Consider the following 21,020-nt stretch of genomic DNA (forward strand, 5'->3'; position numbering starts at 1 on the left):
ACATCTATAGGTTTTCGATTTTCTTTAGCCATTCACCTGTGTCAAAGTGAACATAGTAATAATTTATTAAATTATTATTAGAACGATAATATATTTCCCACAAGGGGATATTTTTTTCCATGCCAAGTCTCACTGAAATAACCTTTTTAGGACTTTTTTCTTGTAAAAGTTTCTGAATGGCTTCTTCTTTCGATAAACCATCCTTTGCTTTTTTCACGTAAACTTTTTTACTTTTTTCAGGAATCCAAATGATAATTTTTTCACCTTTATTACTTTTTCCCTCAATGACATTAACAGTTTCTATGCCATTATATATATGAAAATCCTCAACTTCTTTTATAGATATTTCCTTGTTGGCTAGTGCAACCGCTTTTTTCTCTGCAGCTTTAACAGGATCCACAGATGTGAAATACACTTTTATTAATAAACCAACAATCACTACTATAAATATTACTATAAATATAATCCACTTTTTCATAAGCACTCACTTCTTTATGTACGATAAATGGTAAAAATCGCTGTATTTTTATCTTCTTGATCAAGTGCCAATCCAAACATAAGATCTTTTTGCTTCAAGGTTCGATTAAGGGCATCAACAATTTTATACAAATCCGGACTGTGCTGGATTTTTACTGTTGATAACACTTCAATTTTACTTTCCATCCGTTTTCCTCCAATATTTGCCTATTTCTCTACAATAATTGATAAATCTCAACCATTATTATAACAGGTGGAAGCAAAAAGCGGGTCTGTGATTATATGAATTTTTCTAATTTTTTCTTAGCTATCCTCTTCGACAGGGATCGTTATTACTTCATAGTTTGAATCGGTGAATTTTATCGTGACGGTACCATGTTTTTTGGTAGTATATATTTCTGACCAAGTTTCATGGAGATCGACAAGAATATCTGGGTCATGCTCCTCTTCTTCCGGTGCAAATAGAATCGAAATTTGCGGATTTAAATACTGGATTAATTTTTCAGATAAAGAGTCCTCCATTGCAAAATTAGGAATCTTAAAAACATTAATATTTTCCAAATTCTTCTTCATCAAGGTTTCCTCCGCATGTGGTGTAAATGAAGTCATCAGGAAAATGCGGTGATTAAAAAAATCCAGTGTCAAATCCATGCCCTCATTGGGTTCATTTCCAACAAATTGGACCACTGCAGTCAACTCCGGAAGAATGGTTTTTTTTGTGCCCTCACCCCAGGTGACGACTGCAGGTTTATTTGGTAAGCTTAGTTTGTTTGTTATTTGGGCAGATAACTCCGGTGTTGTGATAATTTCTTTAATACTATACTTCGTTATTAGCCTATTGATTTGTTTTTCTGAAAGCTCCAGATCGTTCTTTGTAAGAATTAGCTTCGAAATTTTCTTCACATCATAAAGATATAGCCATCCTTCCAATTCTGCATCCGTCTCTTTCCCGCCGGCATTTACCAAGATATTTTCACCATTTGAGCCTTGAATAAGGGTTGAATCACCTTCAGACAGGCCTAAAAAAGTAACAGCAACTTCATGATCCTTAATATTTAAGTCAATGTTTTCAATATTATTTAAAGTAGTCGTCTTTGATGCCTCTACCATGAGTGTCGATTGAATGAATATGGACAGTAATAATAGTAAGGTTCTCATGACACACCTCCCATAATATAGGATGTGTTTTTTACCAAATATTATCCAGTATATTAAACAATTGGTCCGACTGATTTATTATAACCAAGAGTCAATAATTTCAGCTAAATCATCCATCGTACCCTTTTTTATGGGAACATTGGGAATTGATTTCAAAAAGGCCTTACCATACTTGGTCGTTACAATTCTTTTATCAAAAACCACAATAATTCCACGGTCATTTTCCGTACGAATTAACCGACCAAATCCTTGTTTAAATCTTAGGACCGCTTCTGGTAGTGAGTATTCAGAAAAAGCATTACCCCCGCGTTTTTCGATTAACTGACATTTTGCCTCTGTTAAAGGTTCATCAGGGGGGCTAAAGGGTAGCCTAACAATTACAAGGCACGATAAGTCCTCACCAGGTATATCTACCCCTTCCCAGAAACTGCTTGTCCCTAGCAATAATGCTTTATCATATCTCTGGAAATTTCTAGTTAACCTAGTTCGGCTGCCACTGGTTATCCCTTGGGCAATCATTGCATAGTCATGCAAAAAACCACTTTCTTTAATTAGTTCATAGGTTTTCTTTAGCATGTCATAGGCGGTAAATAGAATCAGCATTCTTCCTTTTGTTGCCTCTGCAATTGTGATGATATGCTCAGTAATTGAAATAACATAATCTTCTAACGATACCGTGTTTATTTCTGGTAGGTCTTCTGGTATTAAGAGTTGAACCTGTTGATTATATTCAAATGGCGAAGGAATGTTCAACTGTATCGTTGAAACTGGATCAAGTCCAATTTCCTTCATGATATAGTCAAATGATTTATTCACAGTCAAAGTAGCAGAAGTAATCACTACCGCTTTTTTAAGTTGAAAAAATTGTGCCTTTAGTTGGTCGGCCACAGATGCTGGCTGAGCTATAAAGGTTGTAACATTTTGCGGTGAACGAATATCTATTTCAATCCATTTTACATCGTTCGTTTTTTTAATAAAGGAATTAATAACCGTGTCTCTTAATTCCGATAGATCATTTAGAAAGGTTTGGATTTCTTCCATTTTATTTTCTTGGGAACGTGTTAACGACTTACTTTCCCTTTTGATCCATTCGAGTCGTTCAATAATGACTGAATGAAAATCCTTAAGTAAAAAGGCAAATCTTTCTGCACTGTGTACAAGTGCCTTTTTTTCTTTTACCTCGTCTTGAAGAGAAAAGCGCACCTTGGCACGGTTAATTCCTCTTTTATTTGTAAGCTTGGCTTTTGCAAAAATAGCAATTAATTGAAAAAATTCGTCTGTTTCAAAAGCAAGGTCAACATTTATTTGATTTAATTTAGTTGCAGGTGCCATCATCTCAGGTTTCCTTGGTACAGAAGCAATAAGCTTCTCCAATTCATAAAAGAGCTGTTTTTGTTCTAAAACACCAAATTGACCCAATAAGAGCCGGGTGGATAAGAAATCTAATGTATGACCAAAAAACTGACTTGCTACTTTTTCAAAATGATGTCCTTCATCAATGATAGCGAAAGAAAAATCGGGCAAAATTGTGCCTTCTCCTTTAATATCACTTAATAGCAAAGAGTGATTGGTAATAATTATATCGGCAGTTTGCGCATTTCTTTTGGCCTTCAAATAAAAATCTCTTTCTTGCCAAGCTTGGTTCTGCATAAACATAACGGGTTCGTTCTTAATTTTATTCCAGAATATTTGCCCTCCGCTTGATAGGTTTAACTCATCCCGATCACCTGTTTCAGTTTCAATCAGCCAAACAAGAATTTGCATCTTGGTTAACCCTGTATCGTAATTATCATTATCATCTGCTAGTGTCTGATTAAATTTTTCTAAACTAATATAATGATTCCTCCCCTTGAGGAGAACAGAGTTAAGCTTAAAGGGCAAAATTTTATTTAAGATCGGGATTTCATTTTTTAGAATTTGTTCTTGTAACTGAATGGTATGCGTGCTTACAACAATAGGAAGCTCCTTTTGCCTTGAAAAGTACGCAATCGGCAGCAGGTACCCAAGTGATTTTCCGACACCGGTTCCAGCTTCAATCAATGTATGGTTTTCATTTTGAAAGGATTGATACACAGTATCCATCATGGTAAATTGGCCTGTCCTCTTCACAAAGGCTGCAAAGGCTTGTTTTACTAACTCGGTTTTTTCATTCTCACTTGCAGGATATTGATATTCTTCACCTTCATCCTTCGTTCCTGACTGCTCAGGAAGCCTTTTTAAGGCTATCCCCTTAAAAATCTCGAACGACTCCGAAAATTGTTCAATCGTGTCATCTTTGTTTACGAGTATTTCATCAAGAAACTGCTGTAGATCACTTTTGAGACCGCCAGAAAGATGTGCAAGCTGTTTTAGCGTTACTCTAGGTAAGGATGTCAAACGATCTAAAAGAATTAAGAAAAGCTCAGCAGTTACCTGTGCATCACTATCAGCTTGGTGGGGGCGATCATGATTAAGATTTTCTTTCTCTGCTAAATCCGATAACTTATAACCATCAGCTGTCGGATAAAGTATTCTTGCCATTTCCACCGTATCAAGAACAGGGCCAAAGAACCCTTCCTGACCCGATTGGATTAATTCTTCCTGAAGAAAAGACAAGTCAAATAACACATTATGTGCAACAAAATAAGCCCCATCCAGTAAAGTCGTGACCTTTTCTGCTATTTCCGAAAATAGGTGAGCATCCTTCACCATGTCATCATTTAAGCCGGTCAATTCTTCAATAAATATTGGTATGGATTTTTTCGGATTTATTAATGACGAAAATTTTTCTGTGATTTTTCCATTTTCAATGACCACAGCAGCAAATTGGATGATTTTGTCACCCTTTTTTGGAATGTTTCCCGTTGTTTCCAAATCAATTACGACGAATTTATTTATCATTTCATTAACACCCCAAACCTTCGTTCATTAAAACGGTATCACATTATCTTCAAAAGAAAAAGTAAACAATACTAGGATGCTTCCCATTCTACCATTATCTTTACGATCTTTTTAATTTTTATTATATAAAACAGTCGTAAAAAAAGAAAAATCCCCGAAATTGGGGATTACATGATGGTTAGGGCTGGTTCTGCATTGATCAGTTCTTTAATCCGATTGTCTTCATCCATAATCGCTACTTTAGGTTTATGTGTTGCTACCTTTTCTTCAGCAATAAGGACGTAGGAAATGATAATAACGATATCACCTTTTTGAACCAAGCGGGCAGCTGCACCATTTAAACAAATGACACCACTACCTCTCTCGCCAGGAATAATATAGGTCTCTAGACGCGCACCATTGTTATTGTTAACAATTTGCACCTTTTCATTTGCAATCATTCCAACTGCATCTAATAAGTCTTCATCAATCGTGATACTGCCTACATAATTTAGATTGGCCTCTGTAACAGTTGCTCGATGGATTTTTCCGTTCATCATGTTGCGAAACATTATATTCCTCCCCCGTTCTCGTTTTTCTATCAATCTATATTCGTAATGTAATTGTCTATTAATCGTACTTTTTTAAATTTTACAGCCAGTGCAATAATAATTGTACCCTCTAATTTTTCCAGTTGCTTTAATTGTGGATAGGAGTAGATTTGGACATAATCAATTGTACCCGTTGATTCATTGGTAATCATTTCACTAATCATACGAATTAATTTCGCTGGATTCCGCTCACCTTCATTAATTGCTGCTACTGCAGCTTGAAGGCTATGATACAGAACAGGAGCTTCTTGTCTTTCCTTTGGCAGAAGATTAACATTCCGAGAACTCTTAGCAAGTCCGTCATTTTCACGAACGATATCGACTGCAATAAGTTCCACAGGAATATTAAAATCAGAAACTAACCCCTCAAGAACTGCCACCTGCTGGGCATCTTTTTTTCCAAAATAAGCTCTTGTTGGCATGATAATGTTAAAGAGTTTTGTTATTACTGTAGCGACGCCATCAAAATGGCCTGGGCGTGATTTCCCACATAAAACATCCGTGCGATCACGGACGTTAACTTTTACCGAAGGTTCGTTTGGATACATTTCCTCAACGGATGGATGGAAAAGAAAATCGACCATTTCACTTTCAGCCAAGGCGCGATCACGATCAAGATCACGCGGGTATTCAGCAAAATCCTCTTTTGGCCCAAATTGTAATGGGTTAACAAAAATGCTTAGGACAACGATATCATTATCTTGTCTTGCTTTATTTAAAAGTGTTAAATGACCTTCATGCAGAAATCCCATTGTTGGTACAAAGCCAATCGATTTTTCTTGGAGCTTATGTTTATTTATTATTGCCTGCATTTCCATAATGGTTGTGATAACCTTCATTTCGTACCTCCATAGAGCCCTTTCAGTTCCTGTTCCTTCATTGTGAAAGAATGCTTTTCTTCAGGAAACCGTTCATTTTTAACGTCAGCTGCATAGGCTTGAATTGATTCAATCATAAATGGATTGACCGCATGATATTGTTTGACGAACTTCGGTACGCGATTAACGCCATAGCCCAGAATATCATGATAAACAAGAACTTGACCATCGACCGCAACTCCGGCCCCAATACCAATAACTGGAATAGAAATCATTTGAGCAACTTCCTCGGCCAGTTGTTTTGGTACACATTCAAGAACGATAGCAAAGGCACCGGCTTCTTCACATTTCTTTGCATCTTGGAGCAATTTCCTTGCTGCTTGGGCATCTTTCCCTTGCACTCTATATCCACCTAATACACCTACAGATTGAGGGGTTAACCCCAAATGGGCACAGACAGGAATACCGGCTCTAGTTAAAGCAGTAATTTTTTCAATAACATCATCAGCACCTTCTAGTTTAACCGCATGTGCACCCGTTTCTTGTATTAGTCTAGCAGCATTTAATAATGTATCCCGAACGGATAAATGATAAGTTAGAAACGGCATATCAGCGAGAATAAAGGTATCTTTTGCTCCACGTTTTACAGCTTTTGTATGATGGATCATGTCGTCAAGCGTTACTGGTATGGTTGAGTCATAACCAAGGACTACCATCCCAAGAGAGTCTCCCACCAATATAACGTCAACTCCGCCCTCTTCAGCTTGCTTAGCCGAAGGGTAATCATACGCGGTTAACATAACGATTTTTTCATTATTTTCCTTCATTTTCAAGAAATCTGTTGTTTGCTTCATCAATTTTCCCTCCTTTTATATGGGAGAGGGGATAAAAAGATTTTAAAAGAGCAAATAAAAAGATCCTTCTGAAGGCAGAGGATCCCAGTTACACTTTTAACATGCTTCATCCCTCTGTCCCGGTCCGCTATACGGATCTAGGCAGAAACCTTTTTAATTGTTAGTTTCGTAAAGGTGCAGTTCTCAGTGGATACTGCCCATTGGATAGAATTATAACAAATTCTACGAAAAGTTCAAGCTTTTAAAGCTCAATATCCGCAGAATAGATATGATGAATCTTACCGGTCAAATCCTCTAACTGCAGCACTCCATCATTGGTTATTCCTAGTGCTTTTCCTTCAATCGTATTCGTAAGTGTTCTAGCTTTTATGTATTTACCGATACTGCCGGCATAACCCTCCCATAAAAGCTTTATTGGAAGAAATCCTTGTTCTAGATACAGCGTATATAATTTTTCAAAGTGTTTGAAAATAGATCTAATTAACTCTGCTCTCGAGACAGTTTCTCCATCCTCGATAAATAGGGAAGTAGCTATTTCTTGAAGTTCTAACGGGAAATCTTCTTTCTTTTGATTCACATTTATACCAATTCCTATGATAATTGAATGAATAAGGTCGGCCTCCGCTTGTAATTCCGTTAATATTCCGGTTACTTTCTTTCCGTTAATAAGAATATCATTCGGCCATTTTATTTCCGGAATAAGGTTTGTCATTTCTTCAATGGCTTGAACAATCGCAACTGCTGCGAGCAATGTCAATTGTGGCGCATTGCTTAGGGGTATATTCGGACGTATAATCATACTCATCCATATACCAGTATATTTTGGTGAATGCCATTGACGGGCCATCCTGCCCCTGCCTGACAACTGCTCTTCAGCGATGATGACCGTACCTTCCGGGGCATCTTCTGAAGCAATGCGATGGGCAATTTTTTGGGTAGACTCCACACTTTCTTCATAATGGATATTTTTCCCTATATAGTTCGTTGTTAAGCCAAATCTTATCTCATCGGCTGAAACTTTTTCAGAAGTTTTTAGAATTCGATAGCCCTTATTTCTAACAGCCTCTAATTCAAATCCTTCCTTCCTTAATTCCTCAATATGCTTCCATACTGCCGTCCTTGAGCAGCCAATGAGTTCTGCTAGATGCTGCCCTGATAAAAAGGTATCACCTGCAGTTGTAAAGGCATCAAGTAATTCTTTTCTTATTTCTGATTGCACTTCATTAGCCACTCCTTGATCTTTTCTTTGTCGTTATCTAGATTTCCGGCTAGGATATTTTCTTCAATTGTTAAAAGCGTCTCCTTAAGCCATGGTCCACCTCTTTTATTGAACCAATCCATTACGTCATTTCCAGTCACATTCATTTCTGAACGGTCTTTTATCGGCAGGGTTTCATACAGCTTAATCCAATGTTCAATCGATTTAACTTCGTTGGTCCCATTAATAACATGGTAGAGCTTTTCCGTTGATAGGATATGATCACGACCAGCAGAATATAGGTCATATATGGTCCAATCTTGTTCAAGTCTTTTTGTAAGGAAATGAACAACTTGTTGAATCTCTCTTATTTCCTTAAGTGCAAGCCGCCACTCTTTTAAAAATAACTCTATCCCTTTTTCTTTTAAATTTATACAGAAAATTAAGAGTGACCACATTTCATTTTTATTAAGATTCCCACTGTTAAAACTACGGAACTCCTCTAATTGCTGCCTCTTTCCCTTCAAACCTGGTAAATAAGAATAAATATTTGCTTCAAGGAGAATATTCAACGCTTTAGTCTTATTTTTACCAATTAAGAGTTTCTCAAACTCCGCCCTTTTTCTCTCTACAGCAATGTTATCAAGCAAGTGAACAAGCTTTGCTAATGCTTGAACCGTACCGCTTTCGATCTGAAAAGAGAGTTGGCTTACAAACCTAACTGCTCTCATCATTCTTAAGGCGTCTTCTTGGAAGCGGTCATTCGGACTTCCAACTGTTTGAATTATTCTTTCTTGAATGGCTATAAATCCATTAAATGGGTCAATTAATTTTCTATTTCTGTCCATCGCAATAGCATTCATTGTAAAATCTCTGCGCTGTAAATCCTCTTTTAAGTTGCGGATAAAGGTAACCTCTTTGGGTCTTCGATAATCTTGATAGTCTGATTCGGTCCTAAAGGTGGTAATTTCATATCGTCCATTATTTACAAGAACGAGAACTGTTCCATGTTCGATTCCAATATCCACTGTTTTCGGAAAAATCCTTTTCACTTCATCGGGGGTTGCGCTTGTTGCAATATCAACGTCATTAATCTCTCGTTTTAACAGAAAATCTCTAACGGAGCCACCAACAAAATAGGCTTCAAAGCCAGCATCCTCCAGCTTTTTTAATACAGGACTTGCTGCTAAAAATGGGTCAATCATTTACTTCACCTTAATTCAGTAAATTAAAATATATTTGTTCATATTGTTCAACAATTTGGTCAGCCTTAAATTTAGTTTTTGCTGTCTCCACAGATTGTTTGGAAAATTGCTGATGAAGGGCCTGATCAACTAAAATGGCTAATGACTTATTAGAGATATCGTCGATGTCGCCTACTTCACAAATAAATCCATTCATTCCATGATTAATAACTTCTGGTACACCACCAACATTCGTACCGACACAAGGAACTCCACATGCCATCGCCTCTAATGCAACAAGTCCAAAGCTTTCCTTTTCCGATAATAACAGCATTAAATCACTGATGGAGTACAATTCCTCCAGGCTCTCTTGTTTACCTAAGAAAATGACTTGATCTTCTAGTCCAAACTCTCTGACAAGTTTACAGATGATGGTCATTTCAGGGCCATCACCAACCAATAGTAGCTTGGCTGGCATTACAGATGCAATCTTTGCAAAGGACTTTACTACATCTTGTACCCGTTTCACTGGACGGAAATTGGAAACGTGAATAATTACCTTTTCATCTTCTTTTATCTCAAATTCTGACTTTAAAGCACGTGCATCACTTTTTTTATAAATGCGGTCATCAATAAAGTTATACACTGTTTCAATTTGTTTATCTGGATTGATCAACTCATAGGTCTGGTCCACTAAAGCCTTGGAAACTGCTGTTACCACATCCGATTTTTCAATTCCAAATTTAATCGCATCTGTCAAAGAAGGATCATACCCCAAAACCGTAATATCGGTACCATGTAATGTCGTGACAATTTTAATATCTCGATGGCTCATTTGCTTTGCTAGTATTGCACATACAGCGTGAGGAATAGCATAGTGGACGTGTAGCAGATCTAATTTTTCCCGATTAGCCACTTCCGCCATTTTACTTGCTAAGGCAATATCGTAAGGTGGGTACTGAAATACGGAATATTGATTCACTTCAACCTGATGATAATAGATATTATGGTACATTTTATTTAATCTAAATGGGATACTTGATGAGATGAAATGAATTTCATGTCCCTTTTCAGCGAGCATTTTCCCTAATTCCGTCGCTACTACACCTGAACCACCTACTGTCGGATAGCAAGTAATACCAATTTTAAGTTTCCTCATGTTTATTCTCCTATCAAATCACGATTCAAAAGGATTGGAACTTTCGTTTTGAACCCTTCAGCAAATGTAACACCAACCAACTTACCAAACATTCTTTCCCTTGACTCAACAGTTTCAATATACCCATTTACAAGCGGAGTACTATAGCTTTCTTCTGTTTGCTCGAATTGGCTTTTGTACTCCCTCAATGCTTGGAGTTTCTTATCCATATATTGAGTAATATCAATGGTGAAATCTGGTTTATGAAAATCGTTAATCATATAAAAATAAACTCTTTCCACCCGATGTGCAGGTTCATTACCTTCTGTTACATATTTTCTTATGGCAGATGAAAAAACAGCTTCCTCCACTAAACTAGCACAATGACCATGGTCAGGATGGCGGTCTTCAAAATAAGGTGCAAACACACTCTGAGGCTTGTATGTTCTAATAATCCTTGCAATCTCTCTTATGTATTCGTCTTTAAGAAATAATCCTCTATCTGGAAAACCCAGTGATGTACGCATAGAGACGTTTAGTATCCCTGCAGCCTTTGCCGCCTCCTCTTTTCTTAGGGGTACATTCCCATTTGAAGAAAGGTCGGCATCTGTTAAGTCACAGATACCAACTTGTTTCCCTTGGGAGGTCAATTTAGCAATCGTTCCAGCCATGCCAATCTCGACATCGTCCGCATGTGCACCAAATGCAAGGACATGAAGGTGCTGATTAATCATTGATTGCACCATTCTCTTTATTTAGATTTCTCCACTCAATAAGCCCCAGTTCTAGGCCTCTTATTAATAATTCTGCAGTTCCCATATTAGTAGCAAGTGGAATCGAATATACATCACATAGTCTAACCAATGCTGTTACATCTGGTTCATGTGGCTGTGATGTTAATGGGTCACGGAAGAAGAAAACAGCATCCATTTTATTTTGGGCAATCATTGCTCCGATTTGCTGGTCACCGCCAAGGGGTCCAGATTGAAAACGAGTTATACTTAGACCCGTTGCCTCACTAATTCGCTGTCCAGTTGTCCCAGTCGCGAATAATGTATGCTTCGAAAATATATTTTGATAAGCAGTCGCGAACTGAACCAAATCATTTTTCTTTTTATCATGAGCTATTAAGGCGATATTCATATATTTACTCCCTATTCTAAAATATTTTCTAGTCCATAAACAAAAGTATTATGTGTCATTACAGATTCTACTGCCACTTTTACACCCGACATAAAAGAGCCGCGATGGTATGAATCATGCCTTATTGTTAGAGTCTGACCATCAGATCCAAATAACACCTGTTGGTGGGCTACAAGTCCAGGCAAGCGAACCGAGTGAATATGCATTCCATCGAACGTTGCACCCCGCGCACCTTGAATCGTTTCTTTCTCATTTGGGTGCCCCTGATTTTTTTCCTCACGAACTGCAGAAATCATTTCTGCTGTTTTTACAGCTGTTCCTGAAGGAGCATCTAGTTTTTGATCGTGATGCAATTCAATAATTTCTATATCGTTAAAATATTTCGCAGCCATTTGTGAGAATTTCATCATTAACACAGCACCAATGGCAAAATTCGGAGCAATAATACATCCCAGTTTTTTCTCATGACAAATATGTTCTAATTCCTCTAAATCTCTTGCAGTAAAACCTGTTGTTCCAACCACCGGTCGAACATTGTTTGTAAGTGCAGTTTTTGCGTGATGCATGCCCACCTCAGGTGTGGTTAGATCAATCAAGACATCCGCATGGACATTTTCCAGGCATGTTTCGATATTTGTATAAACGGGTACGTTATGTATTGAATGAAAGCCTTCCAAGTCGCTAAGCATCATTCCATCATATTTATGATCCACAACAGCTAAAAGTTCAAAATGATCAATATTCGTTACTAACTTCACTGCTTCACTGCCCATTCGGCCGCGGGGACCAGCGATGATAATTTTAATTTGTTCCATAAAGTTCACTCCATTTTTTCTTCATTAATTCTTGTCCACCGATTTTTGTCTCTTGACTTAAATTTTTCCATTACATAATTATGTGCATCTTCTAAGCTGATATTTAAAGAGTTAGCAAAACAAATTAATACAAATAAAAGATCACCAAGTTCTTCTTCGATGGCTTTTTCAGTTTCACTTGTTTTTTTGGGTTTCTCACCATAATAATGGTTCACTTCTCTAGCAAATTCCCCTAGTTCTTCTGTAAGTCTTGCTAGCATCGCAAGCGGACTGAAATACCCCTCTTTAAATTGACTAATGTACAAATCTACTTCTTGCTGAAGGTCTTTCATCGTCTTTTCTTTGGCCATGTATTTCACCTCATCAATAAGACTGATAATTATGTTCATATCCTTATTCTATTGTTTATGTTAGCTAAATTAACGCCGATTTACAAATGTTTTCATTTATATTACCCTCTTTTTCTCTACTCATTGCTCTAACATTTTTTATTCGATATAATAAAAACCGCCATATAAGAGAATTTATGGTAGAGGGGGGTTATTAATGTTACATGGTCTTAAAGTAAAAAACATATTATTCATCCTATTGGGAGCAGCAATAATGTCGTTTGGCCTTGTCAATTTTAATATGCAAAACAAACTGGCAGAAGGCGGCTTCACAGGCATCGCACTTCTATTTTATTTCTTGTTTAAATGGGATCCATCTTATTCAAATCTATTCTTAAATATTCCACTTTTTTTTATTGGGTGGAAATTGTTAGGACGTAATACATTTTTATATACGATATTAGGGACAGTCGGGGTGTCCATTTTTTTATGGATATTTCAACGCTATTCCATTGATATGCCACTTCAAAGTGATTTAACATTAGCTGCATTATTTGCAGGAGTTTTTACAGGCATTGGTTTAGGCGTGATCTTCCGCTATGGAGGAACTACAGGAGGAGTCGATATTATTGCTAGGCTTGTCCAAAAATATGCAGGCTGGAATATGGGAAAAACAATGTTCTTGTTTGATGCATGTGTTATCGCTTTATCTTTGCTAACATACTTAAATTATAAACAAGCAATGTACACACTCGTAGCTGTGTTTATCGGCGCTAGAGTAATTGATTTCATGTTAGAAGGTGCTTATTCAGCGCGAGGAGCTATGATTATTTCGGAAAAGAACGAGCAAATTGCCTCTAAGATTATGGAAGAAATGGACCGAGGAGTAACAGTCCTAAAGGGATACGGCTCTTACACTAAAAGTGAGCGTGAAGTCTTATATTGTGTTGTCGCAAAAAATGAAATAGTCCGTTTAAAAAATGTAATTACTTCCGTTGATCCTCATGCATTTGTCTCCATCACAATTGTCCATGATGTCCATGGAGAAGGTTTCACACTCGATGAAAATAAAATGCCTTTAGTAGACTAGGCTGTGTGTTAAAGGTTATTATTGATTTTATAGCCAAGTTGATTGGAGCGGAAGGCGCGAAGACTCCTGCGGGAGGACGGGGCAGGGGAGACCCCGCAGGCGCTTAGCGCCGAGGAGGCTCCCCGGACCGCCCGCGGAAAGCGAAGCGCCTGGAGTGGAAATCAACAGCCAAGTATAGAGCCCTAGACTAAAAAAGCAATGTCCGCGTTTGGACATTGCTTTTTCTTAACTTTTAGATCAATCCTTTAAATCTCTCGAACGGTCTTTTTTCATATTCTTGTCACCTTGATACTTTCTCCAGCCAACATAGGATAATGTCATGATAATAATGCTTCCTGTCGAAATAATAACCCACCAAATGTTTGGATCTGCCTCATCCTCTTCCATGTTAGAAAAGAGATTAACTAAGTCTGTATCAAGTTTTTCCAACTCCTGTTGGCTTTTAGAATCATTTACAACTTGTGAACGGTATTCATTAATAAAATCGATCCGCGCGTCTAGTCTTTGAACATTTTCCACAGACACATCAATTTTCATACTCGGATAGATCACGTTATACAAGGATAAAAAGGAATTAAAGTTTGAATGAAAGTGCCCTGAATCACCCTTAATTGCAGCATCTTTTGCTTGATGAAAAGCTGTCATTATTTGATCTTCCATTTCAATCCATAATGGTTGGTGACTTGTTGCAATGGCATCAATGACAAGACGAAATTTGACTAATTTATTTATTCGTTCCTCATATTTCATGTTGGAACTAACTGCTGCTTCCACTGCTTCATCATGGGAGGTATTAATTATTCTTACTTCATCCATTGTTAGCGACGGTTCATTACCGGTAATGCTTGTGAATTGATCCGAAAAATAATCAAGCAGTCTTTTAGCATCTTCATATCTATGAAACTTCACCATTTGGAGAGCTTCATCTGATATATCATCAAGCTTCTCCATTGGCGATTGTTGTTCTGCATTTACAGTTATGGGAGTAAGCATCATGATAATTGCAAAGAAAAAAAACCATTTGTTTCTCAATCCTTGTCCCCCCTTTCATTACTAATAAAATGTATGTAGGGGTGGACAAGGTTAGACCATCTGGGATTATTTTATTTCAAGTTTGTAACTTTTGGGACGAATTGAAAAATAATAGGCTAGTCCAATCGAAAGAATCGAAAGCCAGAAAGTAAAATAGCCAATTTGTGGTGTATAGCGATCTAGCATATGATAGCTTGGCAACATGAAAAAAACATAATCAATAACATCATTATGTAATGTCCAAATAGCTGTTAGAATTAAATGCCACCATTTAAATCTGTAAAATGGCGCATATAATATCCCTTGAACAGCCATTGCGAAATGGGACAAGATTAACATATAGCCAACCGCATCTAGTTCCCCTTGAACAAAATAGACAAGGATATTCATGACTACTGCCCAAATTCCATATTTAAAGAGAGTGACAATTGCTAGCGCCTCTATTAAGGGCCAGTTTCTCCGCAATAGAAAGGCAACTAGAACAAAAACAAAAAATAAACTAGCCGTCGGGCTGTCAGGAACAAACAGCAGAAAAATAGCAGGTGTCTCCTTTAGTTGCCACCCATACCAGTAGTACCCATAGATTGTTCCGGCAATATTAACAATCAATAACAGCTTCATTATCGATCGATTTGCCAAGATAGGATAAATCCAACGCACAAAAACTCTCCTTTTATGTTTGTTTTTTTATCATGAAGAAAAAAGCTGACGATCTTTCGTCAGCTTTTTATCATTCGATTATTACTTACCAAGGTTTGCTATGAATTCGGAAAGTGTTTTGAGTTCCTCATCTGTACCTTTAAAGATACCAGGTGGCATTTTTCCGCCTTTACCTTCTTTTGCAATCTTTGCAATTTCTTCTGGTTTTAAGCCGGTACCGACTAGTGCGGGTGCACCAGCACCACCTGAAAGGTTTTCACCATGACAAGTAATACATGTATTGGCACTAGCTATTTTATAGCCGGCACTTGATTTATCAATATCTACTTTTGCAACAATTTTACCTTGGCGTTCAGCAGCTGCCCAATCATGTGTCGCAACAGATTGCCAAGTTAAATATACGGTGGCAGCTAGTGCCAATAGCATAGCTGCAGTTGCAATCGGACGCTTCATTGGACGTCGTTCCGGACCAGAATCGAGGAACGGAGCTAATAATAACCCTCCAAAAGCAAGTCCTGGTATAATCATTGCTCCGATTACAGTGTATGGACCAGATGCAAATGTATATTTCAATAATTGATACAAGAACAAGAAATACCAGTCAGGTAATGGAATGTACCCAGTATCAGTTGGGTCCGCTATCCTTTCAAGCGGAGCCGGATGGGCTACTGTTAAACATAAAAAGCCGATAAGAAATACTGCTCCTACCATCCATTCTTTCAAAAGGAAGTTAGGCCAAAACGCCTCTGTTTTACCAGGGTATTCAGAGTAATCTTTCGGAATCATTTTTTTTCGTTCAGATGGTGCTAAAACACGTGAATCACCAACGAACTTTAAACCTTTACCGCGATGCATCGAGCAATCCCCCTCCTTTTTCCGTAGTTAATAGAAATAAACTGCGATTAAAATAAAACCGTTTTATAGTGGTCCGGAAATACCTTGTTTACGAATCATTAAGAAGTGAGCTCCCATTAGTCCAAGCAATGCACCAGGCAGGAAGAATACATGAATTGCAAAGAAGCGGGTTAATGTTTGAGCACCAACAATGTGTTCATGACCAGCAAGTAAAACCTTAACTTGAGTACCGATGAATGGTGTCGCTTCGGCAATCTGCAGACCTACTTTAGTAGCGAATAACGCTTTCATATCCCAAGGTAATAGGTACCCTGTAAAACCTAAGCCAAGCATGACAAAGAAAATAAGTACCCCGACAACCCAGTTCAATTCACGAGGTTTTTTATAGGCGCCTTGGAAAAAGACGCGTAGAGTATGTAAAAACATCATTACAAGTACTAAACTTGCACCCCAGTGATGCATTCCACGTACAATTTGTCCAAAAGCAACTTCATTTTGAAGATAATAAACAGATTCCCATGCGTTTTTAATATCTGGTACATAGTACATGGTTAGAAACATACCAGAAAGAATTTGAATTACGGTTACGAAGAAAGTAAGACCTCCAAAGCAATATACAAACGCTGAAAAGTGGTGCGCTGGGTTAACATGCTCAGGTACTTCATGGTCTGCGATATCGCGCCACAAAGGCGTAATATCTAAACGTTCATCTACCCAGTCGTAAATTTTGTTTAACATAGTTACGCCTCCTTCCGTGGTTGAGCTTTACCGAGATAAAGATAACCATCTTTTTCCTTGAATGGATATACATCAAGTGGTGCTAATGGCGGTGTTCCTGGAATGTTTTGACCGTTTTTCTCGTAGCGGCCATAATGGCACGGACAGAAGAATTGACCTGGATGTTCCTTGTCAGTATTCCAGTTAACAGTACAACCCAAATGTTTACAAGTAGGCGAAAGGGCTACAATTTTCCCCGCATCATCCTTATAAACCCAGGCGATATTCGTTACTTCTGACTCATACCAGGCATCCTTTTGTTTAAAGGTAAAGTCAACTTTAACTGGATCTTTTGTTAAATCAGATACCTTTTGCTTTGTAGCAACAAAATCGCCGCCTTCTTCAGCCTTTAAAACAGGATCAACTGCAAATCTTACCATTGGCATTAGCATACCAGCCGCCATGAAGCCGCCTACCCCTGTTAGGGTGTAACTTAAAAATTGACGTCTTGAAACGCGTTGCTTACTCATGCTTATATCCCCCCCTCTATTCACGAAGTTAAGTCCATCGGACAATAATTTAACACATATAAAACTAGGACATAACAATGATATATCAATCTTCATGTTAGGTCAATATCATACTATTTTAAAAACATATATTATCGTTGGTTTTACTGATTTTCATGCCATTTTTGAGAAAAGAGAACTAAGAGCTGCTTAACTTGACTATCAATAACTCCTATTTTTTGCGAATCATTCAAATGCTCAAGCGGGATTGATGGAAGCCAAATTACCGTGCCATGTAGTTCTTTTTCCCGTGCTCTCCACTCTATTTCTGATGTTATGTAAAAAATATGTTTAAACGCCCCCTTTGCTAGGCTAGCCTCCCAATCCTTCAAATCACTTAAGGTACTTTCACCATTTTTGGAATTTAGATATGTAAATGGCGGGATTAATATTAATCTTCCCGTAAATTGCCTTTCTAAATACCCTGTTAATAAAGTGATAAACTCTGCTGCTGCCGCTGACTGCTTTATCTCCCCCCCTATGGAAACTGAAATTAACGGAACAACAGCTGTGTCCACATACTCTTTGGCATTCAAATACGTCTCAATATCTTGAGGTATCCACTTCATATCTTTGCACCAACCTTTAATTTCACTATTAATATAATATCATTTTCCACATTAACAATAAAAGATAAAGAGGAATATTTAGTAAAATTCTTATGTTAGAAAAAAACAAACAAAAGGAAGCTGCTCATCGCAAACTTCCTTTTTGTTCAGTCATTGTCAAATTATTTAATTTTTGTGTTAAGCTTTGGAATGCTTTGCGATCGTGTTTATCTAGTGCCTCGTCAATCAATTGAAGAATTTTCTCACGTTGAAAGTGTTCGATGCTGTGCTGCAATAATTGTTCTGCAACGATTCCATCCTTTTCATTTACTTGCAAATGTTTAGGAACGTATAAATTTTCTTCTAGAACAGCAGCATACTGGTGTGCCTGATTGGCAGCATGAAAGTTTAATTGAATAAAAATATCCTCGTCTCGATTTAAACGAATATCGTGAAAGGATTTTTCTGCGTCCGTCGTCATCACATTTTCTTTATAGAATCGAAACGGAACTTTATCCACACAATGTGTAGACATAATCAAACCTCTCGGACAATACTGTGCTTGCTCAACGAAATGAACCTTTTCCATCAGTTGATCGTGGCTCATAAGATAGTTGAGGATCCATACACATTCTCTTCTTTTTAATTGATAATGATTTAGAAACCAGCGAATAAAGTCCTTCTTCTCGTTGACAGAAACAGGGGTTGCCATGATAGTTTCCCTCCTCTGCAGAATCAGCTATTTTAATCTTTCAACCCTGTAAGACGTTCAAGTAAATCCAAATACTCGACGTTTGTTGGATCTTCATTAAGCAGTTGTTTAAAAATTTCGGCAGCGCGGTCGGTTTTTCCTTCTTCAATTAAAAAATAACCGTAATCATGTAAAAATGTTTCATTTCTCTTAAAAAAAGTATATGCACTTTCATATTTGTCTAATGCGTAAGAAAATTTTTCTAACTTATGAAAACTAAGTGCAGAATCCCATAAAAGCTGGGGTTCTTCATCTTCCTTAATGTCAAGTTGAGCAATTAACTCAATGACATCCTCATATCTTTCTTGGAGGAAAAAGAGCTTATTTAATGTTAGTGCAGCTTCTGTAAATCCTGGATCAAGGGCAAGTGCCTCACGAAAATATTTTTCTCCTTCCTCCACTTTTCCTAACTTGATGGCAATTTTCCCACCAAAGAAAAATAACTCTTTATTAAATTCATCTTGTTTTATGCCTTCTTGAATCGTGAGTAAACTATTCTCAAGCTCTTCCTCCCGTTCATAAGCTAACGCAAGATGTAAATAAAGTGAATGATATTCAGAATCTAGCGCTTTTAATTCAATGAATTTTTCTATAGCAGTTCGATTATATCCAGCCTGAAGAGCTGTAAAAGCGTATCCGAATAACGTGTTAATCTCTAATTTTTCATTAATTGCCTTCTCGTAATAAACCAAGGATTCCTCAAACATTCCAGATGCACTTAAAAGGTCTGCAATCCGTTGGTCAATATTCACTCCAGCTATTTCATTTACTTCTTTTAAAACCTTTTCATACGCAGCCATTGCCTTTGATATTTCACCTTGTTCACTGTAAAGTTCACCTAATGCAAAATCTATGATTACTTCATCAGGCAATATCGCCTTTGCCTTTAAAAGCTTTCGTTCACAAACTTCATATAAACCCTGAACTTGATAAAGATCGGCTAACAAGAGTAATGATTGTCCAAAATTTGCATCATGTTCTGATATCTTTTCAAGGACAAGTATCGCTTCTTCATCTTCCCCAGCCTCGACTAATATTTCACCTAGCAGAACAAGGAGCTCACCTTCCTCAGGGAATATCTCTAACAAATTTTCAACTAATGCCTTTGCCTCATCAAGGAAACCATATTGATACATTTCTTCTCCTAGAAGAAATTTCTCATCTGGCATTCCACTTTTTAATACAACATTATATTCATTTAAAGCATCATTATGTTGGCCGTTTTCTAACATGTTAATAATTTTATTTACTCTTTCCATTGACACTTACCTCTCGTTCTCCTAGATTGACAGAGAAAAATAAGATGGGGTTTGCACCCTAACATGTTCTCCATTACCAGGTTTAAATATCACGTTATCACCTGCACGTTGAACCGTTCCCTTGTGAACAGTCACTACGAGTCTATCACCATGATAATGAAATAAATTCACTTCATCAATATTCTTGATCTCATTTATTTTTGTGTATAGATTATAACTTACCTCAGTACCACTCATTAAACTAGCTTTTTGAGGGTATAAACCAATTTTATTTAATACAGTAATAGTCAATGGGTAATTTTCTTTTATTTCTTCGTATAGTGCAGGGATATTTTCTCTTTTCATGATACCTTTCCATTTCGACAAAACTGTCTTAACTTCCTTCTTCTGGACGGAAGAAATTATTGGAATTAAAGGACTGTTGAACGGAAACATGGCTTCTTTAATCCAGCCCCAAGGTATTTTTTCTAATTCATCAAAGTTTTGCAGGTCAACAAAAATAGCAGGTATTTTTTCCTTCTTACATTTCCTAATAAATGATTGTGTTAACAATCGAATCGGTACTCTTACCCCTATTAAATAATCAATAGGACTACTTAATAGAGACGTTTTAAGCTCGGTAATTTTAGTGGTTAATTCATTTTCATAGGACACATTAACATAGGTAAATAAGGTGGTGCATCCTTTCAACATGAATTCCTTAATCAGACACCTTTTTAATTCTTGAAAGGATTTAATTTGTGGGATATTTGAATTAAAAAGGACATATGACGGGGTCATGATAAATGGACCAGCATTCATTTTTATCAGTCTATAATGACTAAAATGCGAATCAATTTTAGCTATGCGATTTTTACTAATTAATAGCGAACATGTTTTCAACTGCTTGTCTTTAAGGAGATTGGCATTTTCAATGATATACATCGTCCACCACCCTATTCATTTCTTTGCAAGC

24 protein-coding genes are annotated in these 21,020 nt (G+C 37.2%); 1 reads left to right on the plus strand and 23 read right to left on the minus strand.

Annotated features, from left to right (window positions below; all coding sequences use genetic code 11):
* Window positions 1–4: 4 nt before the first annotated feature.
* The 14 genes from J7E63_RS04760 to J7E63_RS04825 form a co-directional block, all read right to left on the minus strand.
* A complete protein-coding gene (locus J7E63_RS04760; protein WP_215010477.1) occupies window positions 5–478 on the minus strand; it encodes a cell wall elongation regulator TseB-like domain-containing protein in 474 nt (157 codons plus the stop codon).
* A gap of 14 nt (window positions 479–492) precedes the next feature.
* Window positions 493–663, minus strand: a complete 171-nt coding sequence (locus J7E63_RS04765; RefSeq protein WP_088088772.1) for a YpmA family protein — start codon at window positions 661–663, stop codon at window positions 493–495.
* A 117-nt stretch (window positions 664–780) separates the two neighbouring features.
* Window positions 781–1,635, minus strand: a complete 855-nt coding sequence (locus tag J7E63_RS04770) for a ComEC/Rec2 family competence protein (protein ID WP_215010478.1) — start codon at window positions 1,633–1,635, stop codon at window positions 781–783.
* Window positions 1,636–1,713: 78 nt separating this feature from the next.
* Complete coding sequence (gene dinG, locus J7E63_RS04775; RefSeq protein ID WP_215010479.1) at window positions 1,714–4,515, minus strand: ATP-dependent DNA helicase DinG; 2,802 nt, start codon at window positions 4,513–4,515, stop codon at window positions 1,714–1,716.
* 167 nt (window positions 4,516–4,682) lie between these two features.
* Window positions 4,683–5,066, minus strand: coding sequence for an aspartate 1-decarboxylase (gene panD / locus J7E63_RS04780; RefSeq protein WP_215010480.1), 384 nt, complete (start codon window positions 5,064–5,066; stop codon window positions 4,683–4,685).
* A 29-nt stretch (window positions 5,067–5,095) separates the two neighbouring features.
* Window positions 5,096–5,944 carry a pantoate--beta-alanine ligase gene (gene panC, locus J7E63_RS04785; protein ID WP_215010481.1) on the minus strand — a complete coding sequence of 283 codons (849 nt, stop codon included), beginning with the start codon at window positions 5,942–5,944 and terminating at the stop codon, window positions 5,096–5,098.
* Complete coding sequence (gene panB, locus J7E63_RS04790) at window positions 5,941–6,777, minus strand: 3-methyl-2-oxobutanoate hydroxymethyltransferase (RefSeq protein ID WP_214997585.1); 837 nt, start codon at window positions 6,775–6,777, stop codon at window positions 5,941–5,943. Before panB ends, panC begins: the two co-directional genes overlap by 4 nt.
* A 241-nt stretch (window positions 6,778–7,018) precedes the next feature.
* The gene (locus J7E63_RS04795) at window positions 7,019–7,996 is read right to left on the minus strand and encodes a biotin--[acetyl-CoA-carboxylase] ligase (RefSeq protein WP_215010482.1); all 978 of its coding nucleotides are present in this window, start codon (window positions 7,994–7,996) and stop codon (window positions 7,019–7,021) included.
* Window positions 7,981–9,180 carry a CCA tRNA nucleotidyltransferase gene (locus tag J7E63_RS04800; protein ID WP_215010483.1) on the minus strand — a complete coding sequence of 400 codons (1,200 nt, stop codon included), beginning with the start codon at window positions 9,178–9,180 and terminating at the stop codon, window positions 7,981–7,983. Before J7E63_RS04800 ends, J7E63_RS04795 begins: the two co-directional genes overlap by 16 nt.
* Before the next feature lie 10 nt (window positions 9,181–9,190).
* Window positions 9,191–10,318: an N-acetyl-alpha-D-glucosaminyl L-malate synthase BshA gene (gene bshA, locus J7E63_RS04805; RefSeq protein ID WP_215010484.1), complete on the minus strand. Its 1,128-nt coding sequence runs from the start codon at window positions 10,316–10,318 to the stop codon at window positions 9,191–9,193.
* Window positions 10,319–10,320: 2 nt separating this feature from the next.
* Window positions 10,321–11,031: a bacillithiol biosynthesis deacetylase BshB1 gene (gene bshB1 / locus J7E63_RS04810; protein WP_215010485.1), complete on the minus strand. Its 711-nt coding sequence runs from the start codon at window positions 11,029–11,031 to the stop codon at window positions 10,321–10,323.
* Entirely contained in the window at window positions 11,024–11,440 is a 417-nt protein-coding gene (gene mgsA, locus J7E63_RS04815) for a methylglyoxal synthase (RefSeq protein ID WP_168244905.1), read from the minus strand. Before mgsA ends, bshB1 begins: the two co-directional genes overlap by 8 nt.
* 11 nt (window positions 11,441–11,451) lie before the next feature.
* On the minus strand, window positions 11,452–12,255 hold the full coding sequence (gene dapB, locus J7E63_RS04820) for a 4-hydroxy-tetrahydrodipicolinate reductase (RefSeq protein ID WP_215010486.1): 804 nt from the start codon (window positions 12,253–12,255) through the stop codon (window positions 11,452–11,454).
* 5 nt (window positions 12,256–12,260) lie between these two features.
* The gene (locus J7E63_RS04825) at window positions 12,261–12,605 is read right to left on the minus strand and encodes a nucleotide pyrophosphohydrolase (RefSeq protein WP_215010487.1); all 345 of its coding nucleotides are present in this window, start codon (window positions 12,603–12,605) and stop codon (window positions 12,261–12,263) included.
* 196 nt (window positions 12,606–12,801) lie between these two features.
* Between J7E63_RS04825 and J7E63_RS04830 the strand changes: the two genes are divergently transcribed.
* Complete coding sequence (locus J7E63_RS04830; protein ID WP_215010488.1) at window positions 12,802–13,674, plus strand: YitT family protein; 873 nt, start codon at window positions 12,802–12,804, stop codon at window positions 13,672–13,674.
* A gap of 237 nt (window positions 13,675–13,911) precedes the next feature.
* Here the strand turns inward: J7E63_RS04830 and ypjB are convergent, their stop codons facing one another.
* From ypjB to J7E63_RS04875, 9 genes are all read right to left on the minus strand, one after another.
* Entirely contained in the window at window positions 13,912–14,706 is a 795-nt protein-coding gene (gene ypjB, locus J7E63_RS04835; RefSeq protein ID WP_251032678.1) for a sporulation protein YpjB, read from the minus strand.
* 66 nt (window positions 14,707–14,772) lie between these two features.
* Window positions 14,773–15,366, minus strand: coding sequence for a lipoprotein heptaprenylglyceryl N-acetyltransferase LhaT (gene lhaT, locus J7E63_RS04840; RefSeq protein WP_215010489.1), 594 nt, complete (start codon window positions 15,364–15,366; stop codon window positions 14,773–14,775).
* 81 nt (window positions 15,367–15,447) lie between these two features.
* Entirely contained in the window at window positions 15,448–16,221 is a 774-nt protein-coding gene (locus J7E63_RS04845) for a menaquinol-cytochrome c reductase cytochrome b/c subunit (protein WP_168244910.1), read from the minus strand.
* A 63-nt stretch (window positions 16,222–16,284) separates the two neighbouring features.
* Window positions 16,285–16,959, minus strand: coding sequence for a menaquinol-cytochrome c reductase cytochrome b subunit (gene qcrB, locus J7E63_RS04850; RefSeq protein ID WP_026563914.1), 675 nt, complete (start codon window positions 16,957–16,959; stop codon window positions 16,285–16,287).
* A 2-nt stretch (window positions 16,960–16,961) separates the two neighbouring features.
* Window positions 16,962–17,468 carry a QcrA and Rieske domain-containing protein gene (locus tag J7E63_RS04855; RefSeq protein ID WP_251033374.1) on the minus strand — a complete coding sequence of 169 codons (507 nt, stop codon included), beginning with the start codon at window positions 17,466–17,468 and terminating at the stop codon, window positions 16,962–16,964.
* 143 nt (window positions 17,469–17,611) lie between these two features.
* The gene (locus J7E63_RS04860) at window positions 17,612–18,076 is read right to left on the minus strand and encodes a YpiF family protein (RefSeq protein ID WP_215010490.1); all 465 of its coding nucleotides are present in this window, start codon (window positions 18,074–18,076) and stop codon (window positions 17,612–17,614) included.
* A 124-nt stretch (window positions 18,077–18,200) separates the two neighbouring features.
* Complete coding sequence (locus tag J7E63_RS04865) at window positions 18,201–18,767, minus strand: ReoY family proteolytic degradation factor (RefSeq protein WP_214997573.1); 567 nt, start codon at window positions 18,765–18,767, stop codon at window positions 18,201–18,203.
* Between the two features lie 32 nt (window positions 18,768–18,799).
* Complete coding sequence (locus J7E63_RS04870) at window positions 18,800–20,065, minus strand: tetratricopeptide repeat protein (protein WP_215010491.1); 1,266 nt, start codon at window positions 20,063–20,065, stop codon at window positions 18,800–18,802.
* A 21-nt stretch (window positions 20,066–20,086) separates the two neighbouring features.
* Entirely contained in the window at window positions 20,087–20,989 is a 903-nt protein-coding gene (locus J7E63_RS04875) for a hypothetical protein (RefSeq protein WP_215010492.1), read from the minus strand.
* Window positions 20,990–21,020 lie beyond the last annotated feature (31 nt).

The organism is Bacillus sp. ISL-75, from assembly GCF_018613095.1.

Coding starts and splice junctions, on each gene's coding strand:
- J7E63_RS04875 (WP_215010492.1), bottom strand. CDS start 20,989: ATGTATATCATTGAAAATGCCAATCTCCTTAAAGACAAGCAGTTGAAA.
- qcrB (WP_026563914.1), bottom strand. CDS start 16,959: ATGTTAAACAAAATTTACGACTGGGTAGATGAACGTTTAGATATTACG.
- J7E63_RS04865 (WP_214997573.1), bottom strand. CDS start 18,767: ATGGCAACCCCTGTTTCTGTCAACGAGAAGAAGGACTTTATTCGCTGG.
- J7E63_RS04870 (WP_215010491.1), bottom strand. CDS start 20,065: ATGGAAAGAGTAAATAAAATTATTAACATGTTAGAAAACGGCCAACAT.
- J7E63_RS04800 (WP_215010483.1), bottom strand. CDS start 9,180: ATGATTGACCCATTTTTAGCAGCAAGTCCTGTATTAAAAAAGCTGGAG.
- panD (WP_215010480.1), bottom strand. CDS start 5,066: ATGTTTCGCAACATGATGAACGGAAAAATCCATCGAGCAACTGTTACA.
- J7E63_RS04825 (WP_215010487.1), bottom strand. CDS start 12,605: ATGGCCAAAGAAAAGACGATGAAAGACCTTCAGCAAGAAGTAGATTTG.
- J7E63_RS04860 (WP_215010490.1), bottom strand. CDS start 18,076: ATGAAGTGGATACCTCAAGATATTGAGACGTATTTGAATGCCAAAGAG.
- mgsA (WP_168244905.1), bottom strand. CDS start 11,440: ATGAATATCGCCTTAATAGCTCATGATAAAAAGAAAAATGATTTGGTT.
- J7E63_RS04765 (WP_088088772.1), bottom strand. CDS start 663: ATGGAAAGTAAAATTGAAGTGTTATCAACAGTAAAAATCCAGCACAGT.
- bshB1 (WP_215010485.1), bottom strand. CDS start 11,031: ATGATTAATCAGCACCTTCATGTCCTTGCATTTGGTGCACATGCGGAC.
- panB (WP_214997585.1), bottom strand. CDS start 6,777: ATGAAGCAAACAACAGATTTCTTGAAAATGAAGGAAAATAATGAAAAA.
- dinG (WP_215010479.1), bottom strand. CDS start 4,515: ATGATAAATAAATTCGTCGTAATTGATTTGGAAACAACGGGAAACATT.
- J7E63_RS04830 (WP_215010488.1), top strand. CDS start 12,802: ATGTTACATGGTCTTAAAGTAAAAAACATATTATTCATCCTATTGGGA.
- J7E63_RS04845 (WP_168244910.1), bottom strand. CDS start 16,221: ATGCATCGCGGTAAAGGTTTAAAGTTCGTTGGTGATTCACGTGTTTTA.
- panC (WP_215010481.1), bottom strand. CDS start 5,944: ATGAAGGTTATCACAACCATTATGGAAATGCAGGCAATAATAAATAAA.
- dapB (WP_215010486.1), bottom strand. CDS start 12,255: ATGGAACAAATTAAAATTATCATCGCTGGTCCCCGCGGCCGAATGGGC.
- J7E63_RS04760 (WP_215010477.1), bottom strand. CDS start 478: ATGAAAAAGTGGATTATATTTATAGTAATATTTATAGTAGTGATTGTT.
- J7E63_RS04770 (WP_215010478.1), bottom strand. CDS start 1,635: ATGAGAACCTTACTATTATTACTGTCCATATTCATTCAATCGACACTC.
- J7E63_RS04855 (WP_251033374.1), bottom strand. CDS start 17,468: ATGAGTAAGCAACGCGTTTCAAGACGTCAATTTTTAAGTTACACCCTA.
- bshA (WP_215010484.1), bottom strand. CDS start 10,318: ATGAGGAAACTTAAAATTGGTATTACTTGCTATCCGACAGTAGGTGGT.